Origin of the sequence: Pseudomonas sp. ENNP23, from assembly GCF_001728945.1 — a bacterium.
GTDB lineage: Bacteria > Pseudomonadota > Gammaproteobacteria > Pseudomonadales > Pseudomonadaceae > Metapseudomonas > Metapseudomonas otitidis.
In genome coordinates, this window is the sequence record NZ_LYSP01000031.1 from 11,580 (window position 1) to 26,787 (window position 15,208).

A 15,208-nucleotide genomic window follows, 5' to 3' on the forward strand; every position below is an offset into this window, starting at 1 on the left:
GCGCACCGCGCTACCATTCCCGACCGCCCCTCGACTACCAGCAGGAAGCTCATGAGCAGCACCCCGGACATCATCCTTCACACCTCCCCGGTAGCCGATTCAGACCTGGACTTCGTTTTCACCTTCGAGCGGCGTCAGGTGGTGGATCGGGTCATTCGCTTGCAGGCGGGCCAGCCGGTGGAGAGCGCCGATCCCTTCATCGACGACTGGTCCCTGGCCGAACGCCAGGAGGTGAAGGACACGCTGCGGGCCGCCCTGGCCAACGGCGGCATGGTCTGCCTGGCGACCAGTAAGGGGCGGGTCGTCGGTTTCGCCTGTGTGGACGGCGTATCTGTCGATCCCGGCGGGCGCTACCACCCCCTGAGGGAGTTTCACGTCGAGGCCAGCGAGCGTGGTCGGGGCATCGGGCGCCTGCTGTTTGCCCGCTGCCTTGAAGAGGCCCGTCGCAAAGGCTTCCAGCGCCTGTACGTCTCTTCCCACTCGGCACGGGAGACGGTGCTGTTCTACCAGCGTCAGGGTTGCGTGGATGCGCAGTGGTTGTGGCCGGAGCAGGTGGAGCGGGAGCCGTTCGACTATCCGATGGAGTACGAGGTGGGGCGATGAGCCGCGTAGAGGTGGACAGGGCCTGCCCTGTGGTTCTGCGCAAGAGCGGAGGGCTGGAGGTTCTTGCCTTCGAGCATCCGCTGGCTGGCTTGCAGCTGGTCAAAGGCCGCCTGGAGCCAGGGGAGTCCTCCCAGGCGGCAGCTATCCGAGAACTGTTTGAAGAGGCTGGGATTCGAGCCAAAGCTGTTCGAGATTTCGGGCTTTTCTTCAACCCTTCGGCGCAGCAGGTCTGGGCGTTCCACCAATGCGAACCCTGCTTGGCGCTGCCCGATGCATGGACACACCGCACGGAGGACGACGGCGGCCATGTATTCCGGTTCTTCTGGCATCCCCTTGTCGATGAACCTGGCGAAACATGGCATCCGCTATTCAGGGATGCGCTGGCGTTCGTCCGGTCTCAACTGCTGGGGAACACGACTGGCTAAGCCAGGCGCTGAGGCAATAGCCATGCAGCGCTGGGCGGAAAGCTGCGGGAAACAGTCCATGGTCAATCAGCGCTGGAGGGCGATAAATCGGGATGGGTGTCGTCATAGGCCGGGCTTGTCTGCCCGATCTCGGGTGCAATCTGCCCGCATGCCAGCCAGAGCGCGTAGTGGGGATAAGCCTTCACAAGCACGTCGATCTCTTCCGTGCTGACTCTTACCGCGCCTTTGCTGACGCTTCGCCAGCGGTCGTGGTTGCCTCCCCCCAGCTCGCTGGCCTTTTTCGGTCCCAGCCGTTTGATCAACGCTCGTGCTCTATCGCCTGCGGTCTGCATAAAACGTCTTCAACGTTGCCGTCTCAAAATTTGATGCCAATAGAAGCTGTCTCTTCCCAGCTCGCCTTGTAGCCCGCCTCAGACAGCTCTTGCAGCACATCACCCATGAGGCGAGACAGGTCAGCCTCTGGGAGCCCGAAGCTCAATCCCAGGTCTCCAACATCGACCGTCACCCCGTCATGACCCAGCCTGACGGCACGCGCGATGGCCTCAATCGCTCTTCTACGAATCTCATCCGGCAATCCCGCTCTCGCCATCAGTGCCAATTCCCTTGCTCTGGCGGCAGGCATCAACTTCTCGGTAGCGGACTCGCCAAGAAAACTGGCTTCGATGCGAGCAACCAGCTCGGCATTCAGTGACCGACCTGAAGTCTTGGCTGCCTGCTCCACCTGGGCGCGCAGTTGGACAGGCATTCTCAGTTTGAATTGGGGGTCTTCTCTGCTCATTCGCGGGAGGATGGACCACCGTGACATTGACAGCAACGGCGCCACCACAATGCCCTTCAGCCAGCCGGAGTCATTCTTCCGGCCGCCCATGGAAAGCGCGGAGCCATTCAGGAACTGGGGGCGCCGTCGTTACTACTCAGCGCTGGACGACGGCATCTCTGAATGGGCTTCGTCATAGGCCGGGCTCGTTTGCCCGATCTCGGGCATGACCTCACCAGTCAGCAACCACCACCGGTACTGCGGGAACAACTCGGCGATAGCGAGGATCTCGCTCTCTTTGATTTCCCTGTTTCGGGAGGGGTTCTTGAGGTTGTTCCAGGTGTAGCGATTGATGCCCGTACGCTCCTCCAACTCCGGGAGGCGCATCTCTGAGCTTTTCAATATTTCAATGACACGCGATTTGATCATGATTTTTAGATCTAAAAATGATCTATCCATTTCGGATTTAATGTGACATTATCCAAATGACATTTATCCAATTTGGATTTATGCGTGATGGATAATTTCGTAACCGCGAATAGTGATGGAATGAGCATGGAACTGGAAGACCTTGCCCAGGCCACCTTGGCCACCCCTCAGCAGAATCTTGAAGCTGCAGCCCGCACTGATGATGCTTGCAGCACCATCCATAACCGAACGGATCGCAGAGGCATTCCCTCCGACACACTGCGCGTACCAGCGCGCCATCGGGAGTGGAAAGCATGAGCGGGCAACCCGTGGACACCAGAACGGCACTGGCAAACCTGGGACAGACGGTGGTGATGGAGTTGCACTGGGAAGAAGTGCCGCATCCGCTGTTCTGCTGCTACCACATCGTGGGTGTGGTGGTGCCGGTGGAGGGGGTTTGCGAGGAGGGCTACTTCCTGGTGAAGGACGCGCTGGCGCCGGGGCCGTTTCCGGATGAGCTGTTCTGGTCGGACATCCGCCGGATGAAGGTGCTGGTGCAGCGCCCCCTGCCCGCGCCAGGATCGCGCGGGTATGTCTGAATGCACGAAGCCCCTGGCTCTCGCGGGCCAGGGGGCCTTGCTGGGCATGGGGCCGGGGTGCCGACGGCTGACCCGGGGCTCTGCGACACTGGCCTGCGGTATCCGGTGCTAAGATCCTTTGGCAATTTTTGCCAAAGGGTGAACGCGATGAGCACCATGAACATTTCCCTGCCCGACAGCCTCAAGAGCTTCGTCGACGAACAGGTCAGCCAGCGCGGCTACGGCACCAGCAGTGAGTACGTGCGCGAGCTGATCCGCAGGGACCAGGATCGTCAGCGCCTGCGCAACCTGCTCCTGGAGGGCGCCTCGTCATCCCCTGCCACTCCGGCTGACGACACCTACTTCGAAGCACTGCGCAACCGGGTCCGGAATACCAAGGCATGAAAGCCAAGCCCATCATCCCCCGGGCACGGGCCAACCAGGATATCGACGACGCCATCAGTTACTACCTCAGCGAAGGCACCGAGCAGGCAGCACTCGGCTTCATCGACGCGCTGGAGAGAACGTACAAGCGCATCGGTCGCCATCCCGAGGCGGGCTCATCGCGGTACGCCCATGAACTCGACCTGCCGGGGCTGCGCTCATGGGCGCTGGGGCGCTATCCCTATCTGGTGTTCTATCTGGAGCGCGAGGACCACATCGATGTGTGGCGCGTCCTGCACAACCAGCGGGATCTACCAGCCTGGATGCAGTCGGGTGACTGAAAGCACCAGCGCGGAAAGCACAAAGCCCCTGGCTCTCTCGAACCAGGGGCTTTGCTGTGTATGGCGGGAAGATAGGGATTTGAACCCTAGGTGCCATTGCTGACACAACGGATTTCGAATCCGTCCCGTTCGGCCACTCCGGCATCTTCCCGAACGGCGCGCATCATACCAGCTCATCCGCCGATGGCGAAGCCCATGAGGCGATTTTTCGCGTGGTTTCAGATGCTTGCAGCAGGTCGGGCTTCCAGCCGCCCGCCGCTCCGTTATCGGGGCGGCAGGCGGTGGGCGTACCCTCGGCTCAGGCGGTGAGCTTGGTGAGGGCTTCGCGGTACTTGTCCGCGGTCTTCTGGGCGACGTCGGCCGGTACGGCGGGGGCCGGCGGCTCCTTGTTCCAGCCGGTGGACTCGAGCCAGTCGCGGACGAACTGCTTGTCGAAGCTGGGCGGGTTCTTGCCTTCGACGTAGCTCTCGACGGGCCAGAAGCGGCTGGAGTCGGGGGTGAGCACTTCGTCCATGAGGGTCAGGGTGCCGTCTTCGTCGATGCCGAATTCGAACTTGGTGTCGGCGATGATGATGCCGCGGGTGGCGGCGTATTCGACGGCGGTGCTGTACAGGGCGATGGCGGTGTCACGGACCTTGGCGGCCAGTTCCTTGCCGATGATGGCTTCGCACTGTTCGAAGGAGATGTTCTCGTCGTGGTCGCCGACGGCGGCCTTGGTGGAGGGGGTGAAGATCGGCTGGGGCAGCTTGGAGGCTTCCTTGAGGCCGGCCGGCAACTGGATGCCGCAGACGGTGCCGCTCTTCTGGTACTCCTTCCAGCCGGAACCGACGATGTAGCCACGAACGATGGCTTCGACGGCGACGGGCTTGAGGCGCTTGGCGACGACGGCGCGGCCTTCGACGAGGGGCAGTTCGGCGGCGGGGACGACGTCTTCGACACGGTCACCGGTGAAGTGGTTGGGGACGATGCCGCTGAGCTTGTCGAACCAGAAGTTGGAGATGGCGGTGAGGATCTTGCCTTTCTCGGGGATGGGCTGGTCGAGAATGACATCGAACGCGGAGAGCCGGTCGGTGGCAACCATGAGCATGCGCTTGTCGTCGATCTCGTACAGGTCGCGGACCTTGCCCGAATAGATCTTCTTCAGGCTCAGGGTGCTGGGAGTGGTCATGTCGTTTTCCGCCTCTATCAAACGAAACAGGCGAAACCGGGGTTTCGCCTATCGGGTTCCGCAGCCTGCACGGGGCCGGCCATTGGATGCCGGGCGGCGTGAGGGCCGCCCGGTTTCGGCTGTCAGCCGAGGTTTTCTTGGATCAGGGTCAGCACGCGGCGCGCCACGTCAGCGGGGGCGACGGTGTTGAGGTCCTTCTCGACGGTGACCTGGACGCTCTCGCCGACGCGGGTCAGGCGGACCTGGTAGCGCTCGGCACGGGCTTCGATCTCTTCCTTGCTCGGCGCGCTGCCGAACAGGCGGCTGAAGAAGCCGGGCTCCTTGTCCTTCTCGGCACCCTCGGCGAGGTTGATGTAGTAGACGCCGAGGCTGCGGTTGATGTCGTCGACGCGGACGTCGCCCATCTCCAGGGCACGGCCGACGCTGGACCAGCCGCGGTCGAAGTCGGCGCCGAGGTTGAGCACGGGGTTGCCGCTGCCGTCCTGGGTGAGGGTGACGCGGCTGGGGGCGTCGAAGTCGCGGGCGGCGAGCAGGGAGACGGAGCCGCCCTGTTCGGCGCTGCGGGCCAGGGTGGCGAGCATTTCGTCCATCAGCGCGGCTTCCAGGCCCGGGCTGTCGGAACGGCTCGGCCAGCCGGTGTCGGCGCTGCTGCCAGCCGGGCGGCTGGTGGTGAGGATGAAGATCTCGGAGGTGTTGCGCTGCACACCGGGCTCGATGCGCACGCGGGCACGCACTTCGCTGTCGGGCTCCAGGCCGCTCACGCGGCTGCCGAGGCGGCGGGCCAGGGGGGCGGAGAGCTGGTCGAGGCGCTGCCAGGCGGTGCTGAACTCACCGGTCTGCGGGCGCTCGTCGGCGATGCGGAAACCGCCGTCCTCAAAGAACTGGCGGGCCACCGGCCAGACTTCGGCCGGTACGCGCTGGGCGACGACCCAGCGGGAGTCGCCGCTCTTCTGCAGGCTGTACTCGCTGACTTCGCCACGCACCTGCAGGGGCTGCGGGCGCGGGACTTCGTAGTCGGGGTCGGTGCGGTTGTCGGCGACGTTGGCCGGGATCGGCAGCAGCGGGTCGAGCCGCTTGCTGTCAGCATCCGGCGGCAGCTGCATGGGCGCTGCCTGGCGCGCTTCCTGGTAGTCGTTGCCGCGGTCGCGGAAGTAGCCTTTTTCGCCCCAGAGCCAGCCGCAACCGCTGGTACTGGAGATCATCAGGGCAAGCGCGGAGAGTCCGGCCAGTCGCTTCATGCGTTGTTGCTCCAAGGGTTAGGCAAGCACGCCGGACTGGCGCAGGGCCTGGCGCAGGGTTTCGTGGCAGCGGGGGCTGAGCCAGGTGAGCGGCAGGCGGATGCCGTCCGGTATCAGGCCCATTTCGTGAAGCGCCCACTTGACCGGGATCGGGTTGGACTCGATGAACAGGGCCTTGTGCAGCGGCATCAGCTTGTCGTTCAGGCCGCGCGCGGTGGCGGCATCACCAGTCATGGCGGCAGCGCAGAGCTGGGCCATCTCGCGGGGGGCGACGTTGGCGGTGACGGAGATGTTGCCCTTGCCGCCCATGAGCATCAGCTCGACGGCGGTGGCGTCGTCACCGGAGTAGACGAGGAAGTCCTTGCTGACGCGATCCAGTACTTCCTGGCCGCGCTTGAGGTCGCCGGTGGCTTCCTTGATGCCGATGATGTTGCCGATCTTGGCCAGGCGCTCGACGGTCTCGGGCAGCATGTCGCAGACGGTGCGGCCGGGAACGTTGTAGAGGATCTGGGGGATCGCGACGGATTCGGCGATGTGGCGGAAGTGCTGGTACAGGCCTTCCTGGGTCGGCTTGTTGTAGTAGGGGGTCACCAGCAGGCAGGCATCGGCGCCTACGTCCTTGGCGGCGGCGGTCAGTTCGACCGACTCACGGGTGGAGTTGCCGCCGGTGCCGGCGATGACCGGGATACGGCCGTTGACCTGATCCACCACGCGGCGGATGACTTCGACGTGCTCGGTGACATCCAGGGTGGCCGATTCGCCCGTGGTGCCGACCGCGACTATGGCGTTGGTGCCTTCCTGGAGGTGGAAATCCACCAGCTTGGCCAGGCTCGCCCAGTCCAGTTGACCCTGCGCGTCCATGGGCGTGACAAGCGCCACCATACTGCCCGCAATCATGCAACCGCTCCTGCCGGAAAAAGAGAGCGGTAATGGTACTGGCGGCCTGGGTCCAGCACAAGGTGACACGGGGCCTGCCAGCATTCCCCTTGGCGGCGCTTTTCGCTACCCTTCCCGCTTTGATAGACGCGGCCTCGCCGCCCTCCCCTCGCTTTAGGAACGCTGCATGTCCACCACCCCGCCCCGCGAACAATTCCTCGTGATCAGTGCCCTTGGCCGGAACCCGATGGACCTGACCACCGTGCTCTGCCGCGCCAGCCAGGAAAACCGCTGTGCCGTGGTCAGCAGCCGCATGACCCGCCACGGCGAGTACTGCGCCCTGGTGCTGCAGGTTTCCGGCAGCTGGGATGCGCTGGCGCGCCTGGAGTCCGGTGTACCGGCCCTGGCCAAGCGCCACGACTTCACCACCCACATGGTGCGCAGCGGCCTGCTGGAACCGCGTCCGAACTCGATGCCGTACGTCGCCTATGTGAGCGCGGTGTACCGTCCGGACATCCTCAGCGAGCTGTGCCAGTTCTTCCTCGACCACCGTGTGGAGATCGAGAACCTGACCTGCGACACCTACCAGGCGCCGCAGACCATGGGCACGATGCTCAACGCGACCATCACCGTGACGCTGCCGGCCGGCACCCAGATCAGCTGGCTGCGCGATCAGTTCCTGGACTTCGCCGATGCGTTGAACCTGGATGCGCTGATCGAACCGTGGCGTCCGCAACACCCCTGAACAGAGGAGCTTTCCCATGGCCGTGAGCCTCGACCAGCCCGTCGCCGATTTCACCGCTGCCGCCACCAGTGGCGTGGAAGTGAAGCTGTCTGACCTGCGTGGCAAGCAGGTGGTGATCTACTTCTACCCGAAGGACAGCACCCCGGGGTGCACCACCGAGGGCCAGGACTTCCGTGATCGCCACGGCGCGTTCGAAGCCGCCAACACGGTGATCTTCGGCGTCTCCCGCGATGGCCTGAAGTCCCATGAGAACTTCAAGTGCAAGCAGGCATTCCCCTTCGAGCTGATCTCGGACAAGGACGAGGCGCTGTGCCAACTGTTCGACGTGATCCGCCAGAAGAAGCTCTACGGCAAGGAGTACCTGGGCGTCGACCGCAGCACTTTCCTGATCGACAAGGACGGTGTGCTGCGCCAGGAGTGGCGCGGTGTGAAGGTGCCGGGCCATGCCGACGAGGTGCTGGCAGCCGCGCAGGCGCTGAACAAGGCCTGAGCCCCGCCGCCATGAAAAATGCCGCGAATCTTCGCGGCATTGTTTTGCCTGTCACATGATGGGAGCAGGCCCGGCCGGCTCCGCAGACGTGCGTGGCCAGGCATCCAGCACCGCCTTGAACAGGGTGGCCAGGGGGATGGCGAAGAAGATGCCCCAGAATCCCCACAGCCCGCCGAACAGCAGCACCGCGCAGATGATCGCCACCGGGTGCAGGTTGACTGCCTCGGAGAACAGCAGCGGCACCAGCACGTTGCCATCCAGGGCCTGGATGATGCCGTGGAGGACCATCAGGTAGATGAACTGGTCGCCCCAGCCCCACTGGAACAGGCCGATCAACGCCACCGGCACGGTGACCACCACGGCGCCGATATAGGGCACCACCACCGACAGCCCCACCAGCAGCGCCAGCAGTGCGGCGTAGTTGAGCCCGAGGGAGACGAAGGCGACGTAGGTGACACCACCGCAGATGACGATCTCGATGACCTTGCCGCGGATGTAGTTGGCAATCTGCTGGTGCAGTTCTTTCCACACGCGGGTCATCAACTGCCGCTCGCGGGGCAGGTAGCCACTCAGCCAGCGCAGGATCAGCTCGCGGTCCTTGAGAAAGAAGAACACCAGGATCGGCACCAGCACCAGATAGATCATCAAGTTGACCAGCAGGGGCAGGCTGGAAAGGGAGAAGGTCAGTGCCCACTGACCGAACTTGCCGACTTCGCTGCGGGTGACCTCGATGGCGTTGAGCACCTGCTCGTCGGTCACCAGGTGCGGATAGCGCTCCGGCAGCAGCAACAGCAGCGACTGCCACTCGCCGAGCATGCGCGGCAGCTCGTTGAACAGCGTGCTCAACTGCTGCCAGAGCAGCGGCAGCAGCACCACGAGGAACAGCGCCAGCAGGCCGATGAACAGGGCGAACACCACCCAGACGGCCGCCGGGCCCGGCATCCGCAGGCGCTCCAACTGGTTGACCAGCCCCTGCATCAGGAAGGCGAGCACCAGGCCGGCCAGCACCGGGGCGAGCATGTTGCCGAGCGTAAGCACCAGGGTGAAGCCCAGCACGAGGAAGACGGCCAGCACCACCGCTTCTTCATCGGAGAAGTAGCGCTGTACCCAGTCACGAAGCACCTTGAACATCGGAATCCCTCGAACGCGGCGCTCAGGCCTTGCGCAACCAGTAGCGGAACACGCCGTCGGCGGCGTCCTCGTGCAGCAGCTCATGCCCGGCCAGGCGGGCGAAGGCGCGGAAATCGCGTTGCGAACCGGCGTCGGTGGCGGTGACCTTGAGGACTTGGCCGCTGGCGAGGCGGTTGAGTTCGAGCTTGGCCTTGAGCAACGGCAGGGGGCAGTTGAGCCCGCTGGCATCCAGCTCGGCGTCGAAGGGAACGGCGTCGGTCATGGGGCATCTCCAGAAGGGCGCCTAGGATACAGAAGCGCTCTCCGCGCTGGCCAGCCGAGCGGAATGAAAGCTACATTTACGCCTTTGCCCGCTACGAGCCACCGTGCATGAACCCGTTGCGCCCTACCCTGCTAGCGCTTGCCTGCCTCCTTGCCACGCCGGCCATTGCCGATGACCTGCCCTCTCTGGGGGATGCCAGCTCCTCCGTCGTCTCGCCCGATCAGGAACACAAGCTGGGCCGGGCCTGGCTGGGGCTGCTGCGCGCCCAGGTGGAGCAACTGCCCGATCCGCAGCTCAAGGAGTACGTGGAAACCAGCGTCTACCGCCTGGCCGAGTCCAGCCAGTTGCAGGACCGCCGCCTGGAATTCGTGCTGCTGAAAAGTCCGCAACTGAACGCCTTCGCCGCCCCTGGCGGGATCATCGGCGTCAACGGCGGCCTGTTCCTCTATGCACCCAACGAGGCCGAGTACGCCTCGGTCATGGCTCACGAGCTCGCGCACTTGTCCCAGCGCCATTTCGCGCGCGGCGTGGAAGCCCAGCAGCGCATGCAGATCCCGGTGATGGCAGCGATGCTCGCCGGCATCGTCGCAGCGGCGGCCGGCGCCGGTGACGCGGGCATGGCAGCGATCATGTCGACCCAGGCAGCGGCCATCCAGGAACAGCGGCGCTTCTCCCGCCAGAACGAGCAGGAGGCTGACCGCATCGGCCTGCTCAACCTGAAAAAGGCCGGCTATGACCCGCGCGCCATGCCAAACATGTTCGAGCGGCTGATGCGCCAGTACCGCTACGATTCCAAGCCACCGGAATTTCTGCTGACCCACCCGGTGACCGAATCCCGTATCGCCGACACCCGCAACCGCGCCGAGCAGTTACCCGCTGGCGGCGTGGAGAACAGCCTGCGCTACCAGCTGATGCGTGCGCGGGTGCAACTGATGTTCGAGGAAACTCCGGGCATCTCCGCCAAGCGCTTCCGCGCGATGCTGGACAGCGATCCGAAGCTGGACGCGGCGCGCTACGGCCTGGCCATCGCCCAGATCAAGGCCGGCCAGTTGAACGAGGCCCGCGAGGCGCTGACGCAGCTACTGGCCAAGGCGCCCAACGAGGTGGCCTACAACCTGGCCCAGGTGGACCTGGACATCACCGCCAACCGCCTGCCTGACGCGCAGAAGCGGGTGGACCGGATGCTCGGCCTCTACCCAGCCAGCTACCCACTGAAGCAGGCCCGGACGGACCTGCTGTTGAAGCAGAACAAGCCTCAGGACGCCGAGAAGGTGCTGGAGGATCTGGCCCGCACCCGCGCCAACGACCCGGACATCTGGTACCAGGTAGCGGAGGTGCGCGGTCTGGCCGGCAACACCATCGGCCTGCACCAGGCCCGTGCCGAGTACTTCGCCCTGGTGGGGGATTTCGACCAGGCGATCGAGCAACTGGACTTCGCCAAGCGCCGGGCCAGCAGCAACTTCCCCCTGGCGGCCCGCATCGACGCGCGCCAGCAGGAGCTGATCGAGCAGCAGAAGGCGGTGAAGCAGATGATGCGCTGAGCCTGCGCAGAAACGAAAAAGCCCGGACATTGATCCGGGCTTTTTCATGGGCGTTCGCTCAAGCGTTGCCGCTGAGCTTCATGCGGGCGGCCTGGGTGAAATCGAGCATGCGCTTGAGCGGCTTGACGGCGCGGGGAATGAGCGCGGCGTCGACGAAGATTTCGTTGCTGCCCTCACGCAGGCACTGCAGGGTGCGTTCCAAGGTGTTCATGGCCATCCACGGGCAATGGGCACAACTGCGGCAGGCAGCACCATTGCCGGCGGTGGGGGCTTCGATGAACTGCTTGTCCGGACAGAGCTGCTGCATCTTGTAGAAGATGCCGCGGTCGGTGGCGACGATGAAGGTCTTGTTCGGCAGCGTCTGGGCGGCCTTGATCAACTGGCTGGTGGAACCGATGGCATCGGCCAGCTCGATGACCGACTCGGGCGACTCCGGGTGCACCAGGATGGCAGCGTCCGGGTAGAGCGCCTTCATGTCTTCGAGTTGCTTGGCCTTGAACTCCTCGTGGACGATGCAGGCACCGTCCCACAGCAGCATGTCGGCACCGGTCTCGCGCTGGATGTAGCGACCCAGGTGCTGGTCGGGTGCCCAGAGGATCTTCTCGCCGTTGTCCATCAGGCTCTCGACGATCTCCAGGGCGCAACTGGAGGTAACGACCCAGTCCGCCCTCGCCTTCACGGCTGCGGAGGTGTTGGCATAGACGACGACCGTGCGCTCGGGGTGCTGGTCGCAGAAGGCGGAGAACTCATCCACCGGGCAGCCCAGATCAAGGGAGCATGTGGCCTCGAGAGTCGGCATCAGCACGCGCTTCTCGGGGTTGAGGATCTTGGCGGTCTCGCCCATGAAGCGCACGCCAGCGACCACAACGGTCTGGGCAGCGTGCTGGTTGCCGAAGCGCGCCATCTCAAGGGAATCGGAGACGCAGCCGCCGGTCTCTTCCGCCAGCGCCTGGATCACCGGGTCGCAATAGTAGTGGGCCACCAGGACGGCATTCTGCGCCTTGAGCTCGGCGGCGATCGCCTGGCGCAGCTGGGTCTCTTCTTCGGGCGTCAGTTGCCGGGGTTGCTTGGCTGCCAAGTGAGCCTGGACGAGGAAACGTTCGGAGAGCTGGGACATGTCTGCGGACCTGCGGGACGCCTGAGCGTGGAAGCCATGTAAAACCGCGTGCCGGACAACGGTAGGGCACGCGGGCGGCGGATGATAGCGCAGATCAATGACGGGGTGGATGGCTGCGGCGCCACAACGAAAAAGCGGGAAGACCTTTCGATCTTCCCGCTTCTGTTGGCCCCATCGAGGCCTTGTATGGTGGGTCGTGTAGGATTCGAACCTACGACCAATTGGTTAAAAGCCAACTGCTCTACCGACTGAGCTAACGACCCAACGCGAGGCGTATAATACTGATTTTATTCAGGAATTCAACACCCCTCGGGAAATTTTTTCAGAAGTAGGGTGTCGGATCTTCCACGCCGGCCGACGCAAAGCCGGCGGCGCGCAGCCGGCAGCTGTCGCACCTGCCGCATGCCCGCCCCAGGTCGTCGGCCTGGTAGCAGGAAACGGTCAGCCCGTAGTCCACACCCTGAGCTATACCGGCCAGGATGATCTCGGCCTTGGAGAGGTTCTGCAGCGGCGCCTGGATGCGGAACCCCTGCCCTTCCACACCCGCCTTGGTGGCGAGGTTGGCCATGCGTTCGAAGGCGTCGACGAACTCCGGGCGGCAGTCCGGGTAGCCGGAGTAATCCACGGCATTCACACCGATGAAGATGTTGCGCGCACCCAGCACCTCGGCCCAGCCCAGCGCCAGGGAGAGGAACACGGTGTTGCGTGCGGGTACGTAGGTGACGGGGATGCCCTCGGAGGGGCTCTCCGGAACGGCGATGCTGTCATCGGTCAGTGCCGAGCCGCCGATGCCGTTGAGGTTGAGGCCGATGACCTTGTGCTCCACCACGCCCAGCTGGCGAGCCACGCGCTCGGCGGCGTGCAGCTCAGCCCGGTGCCGCTGGCCATAATCGAAGCTCATGGTGTAGCAGGCGTAGCCGTCGGCGCGGGCCAGGGCTACGACGGTGGCGGAATCCAGGCCGCCGGAAAGAAGGATGACCGCTTTCTTGTCGCTCATGTCAGTGTCCCGGTTCGTCGTTCCAGAGAATCTTGTGCAGCTGCAGTTGCAGGCGGACGGGCAGGTTGTCCGCCACGATCCAGTCGGCCAACTCGCGCGCGTCCACCTGGCGGTGGCTAGGAGAGAACAGCACCTCGCCGGCCCGCTGTTCAAGGCGGTACTCGATGAGCTTGGAGACCGCCCAGTCGTAGTCCTCCCGGGAGCAGATGACGAACTTCACCTGGTCGTTCGGGGTGAGCTGGGCAATGTTCTCGTAGCGGTTGCGAGCGACTTCGGCAGAGCCGGGCGTCTTGAGGTCGAGCACGCGGCTCACGCGGGTGTCGACGGCGGCGATGTCGAGGGCGCCGCTGGTCTCCAGGGACACCTCGTAGCCGGCATCGCACAGGCGCACCAGCAGCGGGATGCAGTTGGGCTGGGCCAGCGGCTCGCCCCCGGTGACGCAGACATGGCGCGGCCGGTAGGCGGCCACTTGTTCCAGGATGTCGTCGAGGGACTGGAGTTGCCCGCCATTGAAGGCATAGGCGGTATCACAGTACTGGCAACGCAGGGGACAGCCGGTCAGGCGCACGAATACCGTCGGCAAGCCGGCGGTACGCGTCTCCCCCTGCAGCGAGTAGAAGATCTCGGTGATTCGCAGGGTCTGTTGCATAAGGGCCACGGGCGTGACGGCGAAACAGGCCATCCGCCTCCGTTGCAGGTAAGAGGGGCGGCGATTCTAAACGAAAAAACCCGCGACGGGCGCGGGTTTCTCGATGGACGCAACGGGCTCAGCGAAGGCGCTGCAAGTCACGCTGCGCCAGTTGGGCAGCCGAGGTACCCGGGTACTGGGAGATCACCTGTCGGAGGATACCTTTGGCCTTGTCGGCGTTGCCCAGGCGCTGCTCGACATCGGCAAGCTTGTAGAGCGAGTCGGGCACCTTGGCGTGTTGCGGGTAAGTCTGGCTGACGCGGGCGAAAGCCTGGCCAGCGCCTTGCAGGTCGCCCTGGGCCAGGTTCACCTCACCGAGCCAATACTGGGCGTTACCGGCGTACTGGCTGTTGGGGTATTTGCGCAGGAACGCTGTAAAGGCCTGGCTGGCCTTGTCGAAGTCCTTGGCTTTGATGAGGTCGAAGGCGGCTTCGTAGTAGAGCTTTTCCTTGGCGGGGTCGGCCGGCTCGTTGCTCGCAGCGGGTTGCTGGGCAGGAGCAGCCGGGGCGCCGACGGCGTTGATGGCGCCATCGGCGGGAGCATTCTGTTGGGTAGGAGCCGGGGCACCTGCGGCGCCAGTGCTCAACCGACTATCCAGATCCTGGTAGCGTTCCAGGCTCTGCTGCTTCAGTTGCTGGATCTCATGTTGCTGTTCTTCGACCATGCCGCGCAGGCGACCGATCTCTTCCTGCATCTGCTGCAGTTGCATGAACAGCTCGCCTTGCGCGGAAACCGGGGCTTGCGCCCCGGTTCCGGCATAGGCGCCGTTCGTACCATAACCAGCGGGCGGATAGGCACCGTAACCGGCGTTGTTTCCGTCCACCACGGGAACCTCGGCAAGCGCTGCGAAGGGCAGGCTACCCAGGGCCAATACAGTCAAAGCACGACGGCACTTGCGCATAGCTATTACTTACGCAGCTCTACGCGACGGTTCTGAGCCCAGGACTGCTCGTCGTTGCCGGTGGCAACCGGACGCTCTTCACCGTAGGAAACCAGCTCCAGCTGAGCCGGGGAAACGCCCTGCAGAACCAGGTAGCGCTGAACGGCCTTGGCACGACGCTCACCCAGAGCCATGTTGTACTCGCGGGTGCCGCGCTCGTCGGTGTGGCCTTCCAGGACAACGCGGTTGCCGTTGGCTTTCAGGTCCTTGGCGTGTACGTCCAGAGCGCGCATGGCTTCCGGCTTCAGGTCGGAGCTGTCGTACTCGAAGTAGAAGGTGGTGATGGCGCGCAGAGCGGCTTCTTCGCTCAGGCTGGAATCCAGAGCACCATTGTTGGCGTTGTAGCCAGCGTTCGGATCTACGGCGCCTTCGCCGGAGTTTTCGCCGCCCTTGGAGGAGCAACCTACTGCTACGGCCATGGCCAGAGCCAGCGCTGCGAACTTACCGAACTTGATCATTTCCATCTTTGTAACTCCTAATGAGCCCCAGTGTGTTTAGCAAAAAGCAAAAAATCAGCAC

Annotated in this window: 22 protein-coding genes and 2 tRNA genes; 9 read left to right on the forward strand and 15 right to left on the reverse strand. The window is 64.1% G+C overall.

Features of this window, described 5'->3' with window-relative positions:
• The first annotated feature begins 51 nt into the window (after positions 1-51).
• A complete protein-coding gene (locus tag A9G05_RS17440) occupies positions 52-603 on the forward strand; it encodes a GNAT family N-acetyltransferase (protein WP_083272605.1) in 552 nt (183 codons plus the stop codon).
• Positions 600-1,028: an NUDIX domain-containing protein gene (locus A9G05_RS17445; RefSeq protein ID WP_069562178.1), complete on the forward strand. Its 429-nt coding sequence runs from the start codon at positions 600-602 to the stop codon at positions 1,026-1,028. Before A9G05_RS17440 ends, A9G05_RS17445 begins: the two co-directional genes overlap by 4 nt.
• 62 nt (positions 1,029-1,090) lie before the next feature.
• Here the strand turns inward: A9G05_RS17445 and A9G05_RS26715 are convergent, their stop codons facing one another.
• The 3 genes from A9G05_RS26715 to A9G05_RS17455 all read right to left on the reverse strand — a co-directional run bounded on the left by A9G05_RS26715 (position 1,091) and on the right by A9G05_RS17455 (position 2,214).
• Positions 1,091-1,330: a DNA-binding protein gene (locus A9G05_RS26715; RefSeq protein ID WP_083272606.1), complete on the reverse strand. Its 240-nt coding sequence runs from the start codon at positions 1,328-1,330 to the stop codon at positions 1,091-1,093.
• A gap of 53 nt (positions 1,331-1,383) precedes the next feature.
• Positions 1,384-1,833 (reverse strand): Arc family DNA-binding protein, encoded by a 450-nt coding sequence (locus A9G05_RS17450; RefSeq protein WP_371850576.1) that lies wholly within the window; start codon positions 1,831-1,833, stop codon positions 1,384-1,386.
• Positions 1,834-1,938: 105 nt separating this feature from the next.
• Complete coding sequence (locus A9G05_RS17455) at positions 1,939-2,214, reverse strand: helix-turn-helix transcriptional regulator (protein ID WP_069562180.1); 276 nt, start codon at positions 2,212-2,214, stop codon at positions 1,939-1,941.
• 126 nt (positions 2,215-2,340) lie between these two features.
• On the opposite strand from A9G05_RS17455, the gene A9G05_RS27680 reads away from it, so the two are divergent.
• The 4 genes from A9G05_RS27680 (at position 2,341) to A9G05_RS17470 (ending at position 3,496) form a co-directional block, all read left to right on the forward strand.
• Positions 2,341-2,511: a hypothetical protein gene (locus A9G05_RS27680; protein WP_165667606.1), complete on the forward strand. Its 171-nt coding sequence runs from the start codon at positions 2,341-2,343 to the stop codon at positions 2,509-2,511.
• Positions 2,508-2,792, forward strand: coding sequence for a hypothetical protein (locus A9G05_RS17460; RefSeq protein WP_069562181.1), 285 nt, complete (start codon positions 2,508-2,510; stop codon positions 2,790-2,792). The genes A9G05_RS27680 and A9G05_RS17460 overlap by 4 nt, the downstream gene beginning before the upstream one ends.
• 147 nt (positions 2,793-2,939) lie before the next feature.
• Entirely contained in the window at positions 2,940-3,176 is a 237-nt protein-coding gene (locus A9G05_RS17465) for a type II toxin-antitoxin system ParD family antitoxin (protein ID WP_069562182.1), read from the forward strand.
• Positions 3,173-3,496, forward strand: coding sequence for a type II toxin-antitoxin system RelE/ParE family toxin (locus A9G05_RS17470; protein ID WP_069562183.1), 324 nt, complete (start codon positions 3,173-3,175; stop codon positions 3,494-3,496). Before A9G05_RS17465 ends, A9G05_RS17470 begins: the two co-directional genes overlap by 4 nt.
• Positions 3,497-3,557: 61 nt before the next feature.
• Here A9G05_RS17470 and A9G05_RS17475 read toward each other — a convergent pair.
• The 4 genes from A9G05_RS17475 to dapA form a co-directional block, all read right to left on the reverse strand.
• Positions 3,558-3,647: transfer RNA gene (locus tag A9G05_RS17475), tRNA-Ser, on the reverse strand.
• A gap of 147 nt (positions 3,648-3,794) precedes the next feature.
• The gene (locus tag A9G05_RS17480) at positions 3,795-4,664 is read right to left on the reverse strand and encodes a phosphoribosylaminoimidazolesuccinocarboxamide synthase (protein ID WP_044414056.1); all 870 of its coding nucleotides are present in this window, start codon (positions 4,662-4,664) and stop codon (positions 3,795-3,797) included.
• Positions 4,665-4,786: 122 nt separating this feature from the next.
• Positions 4,787-5,902, reverse strand: coding sequence for an outer membrane protein assembly factor BamC (gene bamC, locus A9G05_RS17485; protein ID WP_069562184.1), 1,116 nt, complete (start codon positions 5,900-5,902; stop codon positions 4,787-4,789).
• Positions 5,903-5,920: 18 nt separating this feature from the next.
• A complete protein-coding gene (gene dapA, locus A9G05_RS17490; protein WP_069562185.1) occupies positions 5,921-6,799 on the reverse strand; it encodes a 4-hydroxy-tetrahydrodipicolinate synthase in 879 nt (292 codons plus the stop codon).
• Positions 6,800-6,965: 166 nt separating this feature from the next.
• Here dapA and A9G05_RS17495 point away from each other — a divergent pair, with 166 nt between their 5' ends.
• Together A9G05_RS17495 and A9G05_RS17500 are read left to right on the forward strand one after the other, a co-directional pair.
• Positions 6,966-7,523 (forward strand): glycine cleavage system protein R, encoded by a 558-nt coding sequence (locus A9G05_RS17495; RefSeq protein WP_044414064.1) that lies wholly within the window; start codon positions 6,966-6,968, stop codon positions 7,521-7,523.
• Between the two features lie 16 nt (positions 7,524-7,539).
• A complete protein-coding gene (locus A9G05_RS17500) occupies positions 7,540-8,013 on the forward strand; it encodes a peroxiredoxin (protein ID WP_069562186.1) in 474 nt (157 codons plus the stop codon).
• Between the two features lie 51 nt (positions 8,014-8,064).
• On the opposite strand, the gene A9G05_RS17505 is transcribed toward A9G05_RS17500, so the two are convergent.
• Both A9G05_RS17505 and A9G05_RS17510 read right to left on the reverse strand, forming a co-directional pair.
• Complete coding sequence (locus tag A9G05_RS17505) at positions 8,065-9,144, reverse strand: AI-2E family transporter (RefSeq protein WP_069562187.1); 1,080 nt, start codon at positions 9,142-9,144, stop codon at positions 8,065-8,067.
• Between the two features lie 22 nt (positions 9,145-9,166).
• Complete coding sequence (locus tag A9G05_RS17510; RefSeq protein ID WP_044414073.1) at positions 9,167-9,406, reverse strand: sulfurtransferase TusA family protein; 240 nt, start codon at positions 9,404-9,406, stop codon at positions 9,167-9,169.
• Between the two features lie 107 nt (positions 9,407-9,513).
• On the opposite strand from A9G05_RS17510, the gene A9G05_RS17515 reads away from it, so the two are divergent.
• The gene (locus tag A9G05_RS17515; RefSeq protein ID WP_069562188.1) at positions 9,514-10,947 is read left to right on the forward strand and encodes a M48 family metalloprotease; all 1,434 of its coding nucleotides are present in this window, start codon (positions 9,514-9,516) and stop codon (positions 10,945-10,947) included.
• 58 nt (positions 10,948-11,005) lie between these two features.
• On the opposite strand, the gene nadA is transcribed toward A9G05_RS17515, so the two are convergent.
• The 6 genes from nadA to pal form a co-directional block, all read right to left on the reverse strand.
• Complete coding sequence (gene nadA, locus A9G05_RS17520) at positions 11,006-12,064, reverse strand: quinolinate synthase NadA (protein ID WP_044414080.1); 1,059 nt, start codon at positions 12,062-12,064, stop codon at positions 11,006-11,008.
• 187 nt (positions 12,065-12,251) lie between these two features.
• Positions 12,252-12,327: transfer RNA gene (locus A9G05_RS17525), tRNA-Lys, on the reverse strand.
• Positions 12,328-12,386: 59 nt separating this feature from the next.
• Positions 12,387-13,061 carry a 7-cyano-7-deazaguanine synthase QueC gene (gene queC / locus A9G05_RS17530; protein ID WP_069562189.1) on the reverse strand — a complete coding sequence of 225 codons (675 nt, stop codon included), beginning with the start codon at positions 13,059-13,061 and terminating at the stop codon, positions 12,387-12,389.
• 1 nt (position 13,062) lies between these two features.
• Positions 13,063-13,710 carry a 7-carboxy-7-deazaguanine synthase QueE gene (queE, locus tag A9G05_RS17535; RefSeq protein WP_069562239.1) on the reverse strand — a complete coding sequence of 216 codons (648 nt, stop codon included), beginning with the start codon at positions 13,708-13,710 and terminating at the stop codon, positions 13,063-13,065.
• 118 nt (positions 13,711-13,828) lie between these two features.
• Positions 13,829-14,650, reverse strand: coding sequence for a tol-pal system protein YbgF (ybgF, locus tag A9G05_RS17540; protein ID WP_069562190.1), 822 nt, complete (start codon positions 14,648-14,650; stop codon positions 13,829-13,831).
• A gap of 5 nt (positions 14,651-14,655) precedes the next feature.
• A complete protein-coding gene (gene pal / locus A9G05_RS17545; protein WP_069562191.1) occupies positions 14,656-15,153 on the reverse strand; it encodes a peptidoglycan-associated lipoprotein Pal in 498 nt (165 codons plus the stop codon).
• Positions 15,154-15,208: the final 55 nt, after the last annotated feature.

Excerpts from the sequence above, each read along its gene's own strand:
- A9G05_RS17440 (WP_083272605.1), top strand. The coding sequence starts at position 52 with ATGAGCAGCACCCCGGACATCATCCTTCACACCTCCCCGGTAGCCGAT.
- A9G05_RS17445 (WP_069562178.1), top strand. The coding sequence starts at position 600 with ATGAGCCGCGTAGAGGTGGACAGGGCCTGCCCTGTGGTTCTGCGCAAG.
- A9G05_RS17450 (WP_371850576.1), bottom strand. The coding sequence starts at position 1,833 with ATGTCACGGTGGTCCATCCTCCCGCGAATGAGCAGAGAAGACCCCCAA.
- A9G05_RS17455 (WP_069562180.1), bottom strand. The coding sequence starts at position 2,214 with ATGATCAAATCGCGTGTCATTGAAATATTGAAAAGCTCAGAGATGCGC.
- A9G05_RS27680 (WP_165667606.1), top strand. The coding sequence starts at position 2,341 with ATGGAACTGGAAGACCTTGCCCAGGCCACCTTGGCCACCCCTCAGCAG.
- A9G05_RS17460 (WP_069562181.1), top strand. The coding sequence starts at position 2,508 with ATGAGCGGGCAACCCGTGGACACCAGAACGGCACTGGCAAACCTGGGA.
- A9G05_RS17465 (WP_069562182.1), top strand. The coding sequence starts at position 2,940 with ATGAGCACCATGAACATTTCCCTGCCCGACAGCCTCAAGAGCTTCGTC.
- A9G05_RS17470 (WP_069562183.1), top strand. The coding sequence starts at position 3,173 with ATGAAAGCCAAGCCCATCATCCCCCGGGCACGGGCCAACCAGGATATC.
- A9G05_RS17480 (WP_044414056.1), bottom strand. The coding sequence starts at position 4,664 with ATGACCACTCCCAGCACCCTGAGCCTGAAGAAGATCTATTCGGGCAAG.
- bamC (WP_069562184.1), bottom strand. The coding sequence starts at position 5,902 with ATGAAGCGACTGGCCGGACTCTCCGCGCTTGCCCTGATGATCTCCAGT.
- dapA (WP_069562185.1), bottom strand. The coding sequence starts at position 6,799 with ATGATTGCGGGCAGTATGGTGGCGCTTGTCACGCCCATGGACGCGCAG.
- A9G05_RS17495 (WP_044414064.1), top strand. The coding sequence starts at position 6,966 with ATGTCCACCACCCCGCCCCGCGAACAATTCCTCGTGATCAGTGCCCTT.
- A9G05_RS17500 (WP_069562186.1), top strand. The coding sequence starts at position 7,540 with ATGGCCGTGAGCCTCGACCAGCCCGTCGCCGATTTCACCGCTGCCGCC.
- A9G05_RS17505 (WP_069562187.1), bottom strand. The coding sequence starts at position 9,144 with ATGTTCAAGGTGCTTCGTGACTGGGTACAGCGCTACTTCTCCGATGAA.
- A9G05_RS17510 (WP_044414073.1), bottom strand. The coding sequence starts at position 9,406 with ATGACCGACGCCGTTCCCTTCGACGCCGAGCTGGATGCCAGCGGGCTC.
- A9G05_RS17515 (WP_069562188.1), top strand. The coding sequence starts at position 9,514 with ATGAACCCGTTGCGCCCTACCCTGCTAGCGCTTGCCTGCCTCCTTGCC.
- nadA (WP_044414080.1), bottom strand. The coding sequence starts at position 12,064 with ATGTCCCAGCTCTCCGAACGTTTCCTCGTCCAGGCTCACTTGGCAGCC.
- queC (WP_069562189.1), bottom strand. The coding sequence starts at position 13,061 with ATGAGCGACAAGAAAGCGGTCATCCTTCTTTCCGGCGGCCTGGATTCC.
- queE (WP_069562239.1), bottom strand. The coding sequence starts at position 13,710 with ATGCAACAGACCCTGCGAATCACCGAGATCTTCTACTCGCTGCAGGGG.
- ybgF (WP_069562190.1), bottom strand. The coding sequence starts at position 14,650 with ATGCGCAAGTGCCGTCGTGCTTTGACTGTATTGGCCCTGGGTAGCCTG.
- pal (WP_069562191.1), bottom strand. The coding sequence starts at position 15,153 with ATGGAAATGATCAAGTTCGGTAAGTTCGCAGCGCTGGCTCTGGCCATG.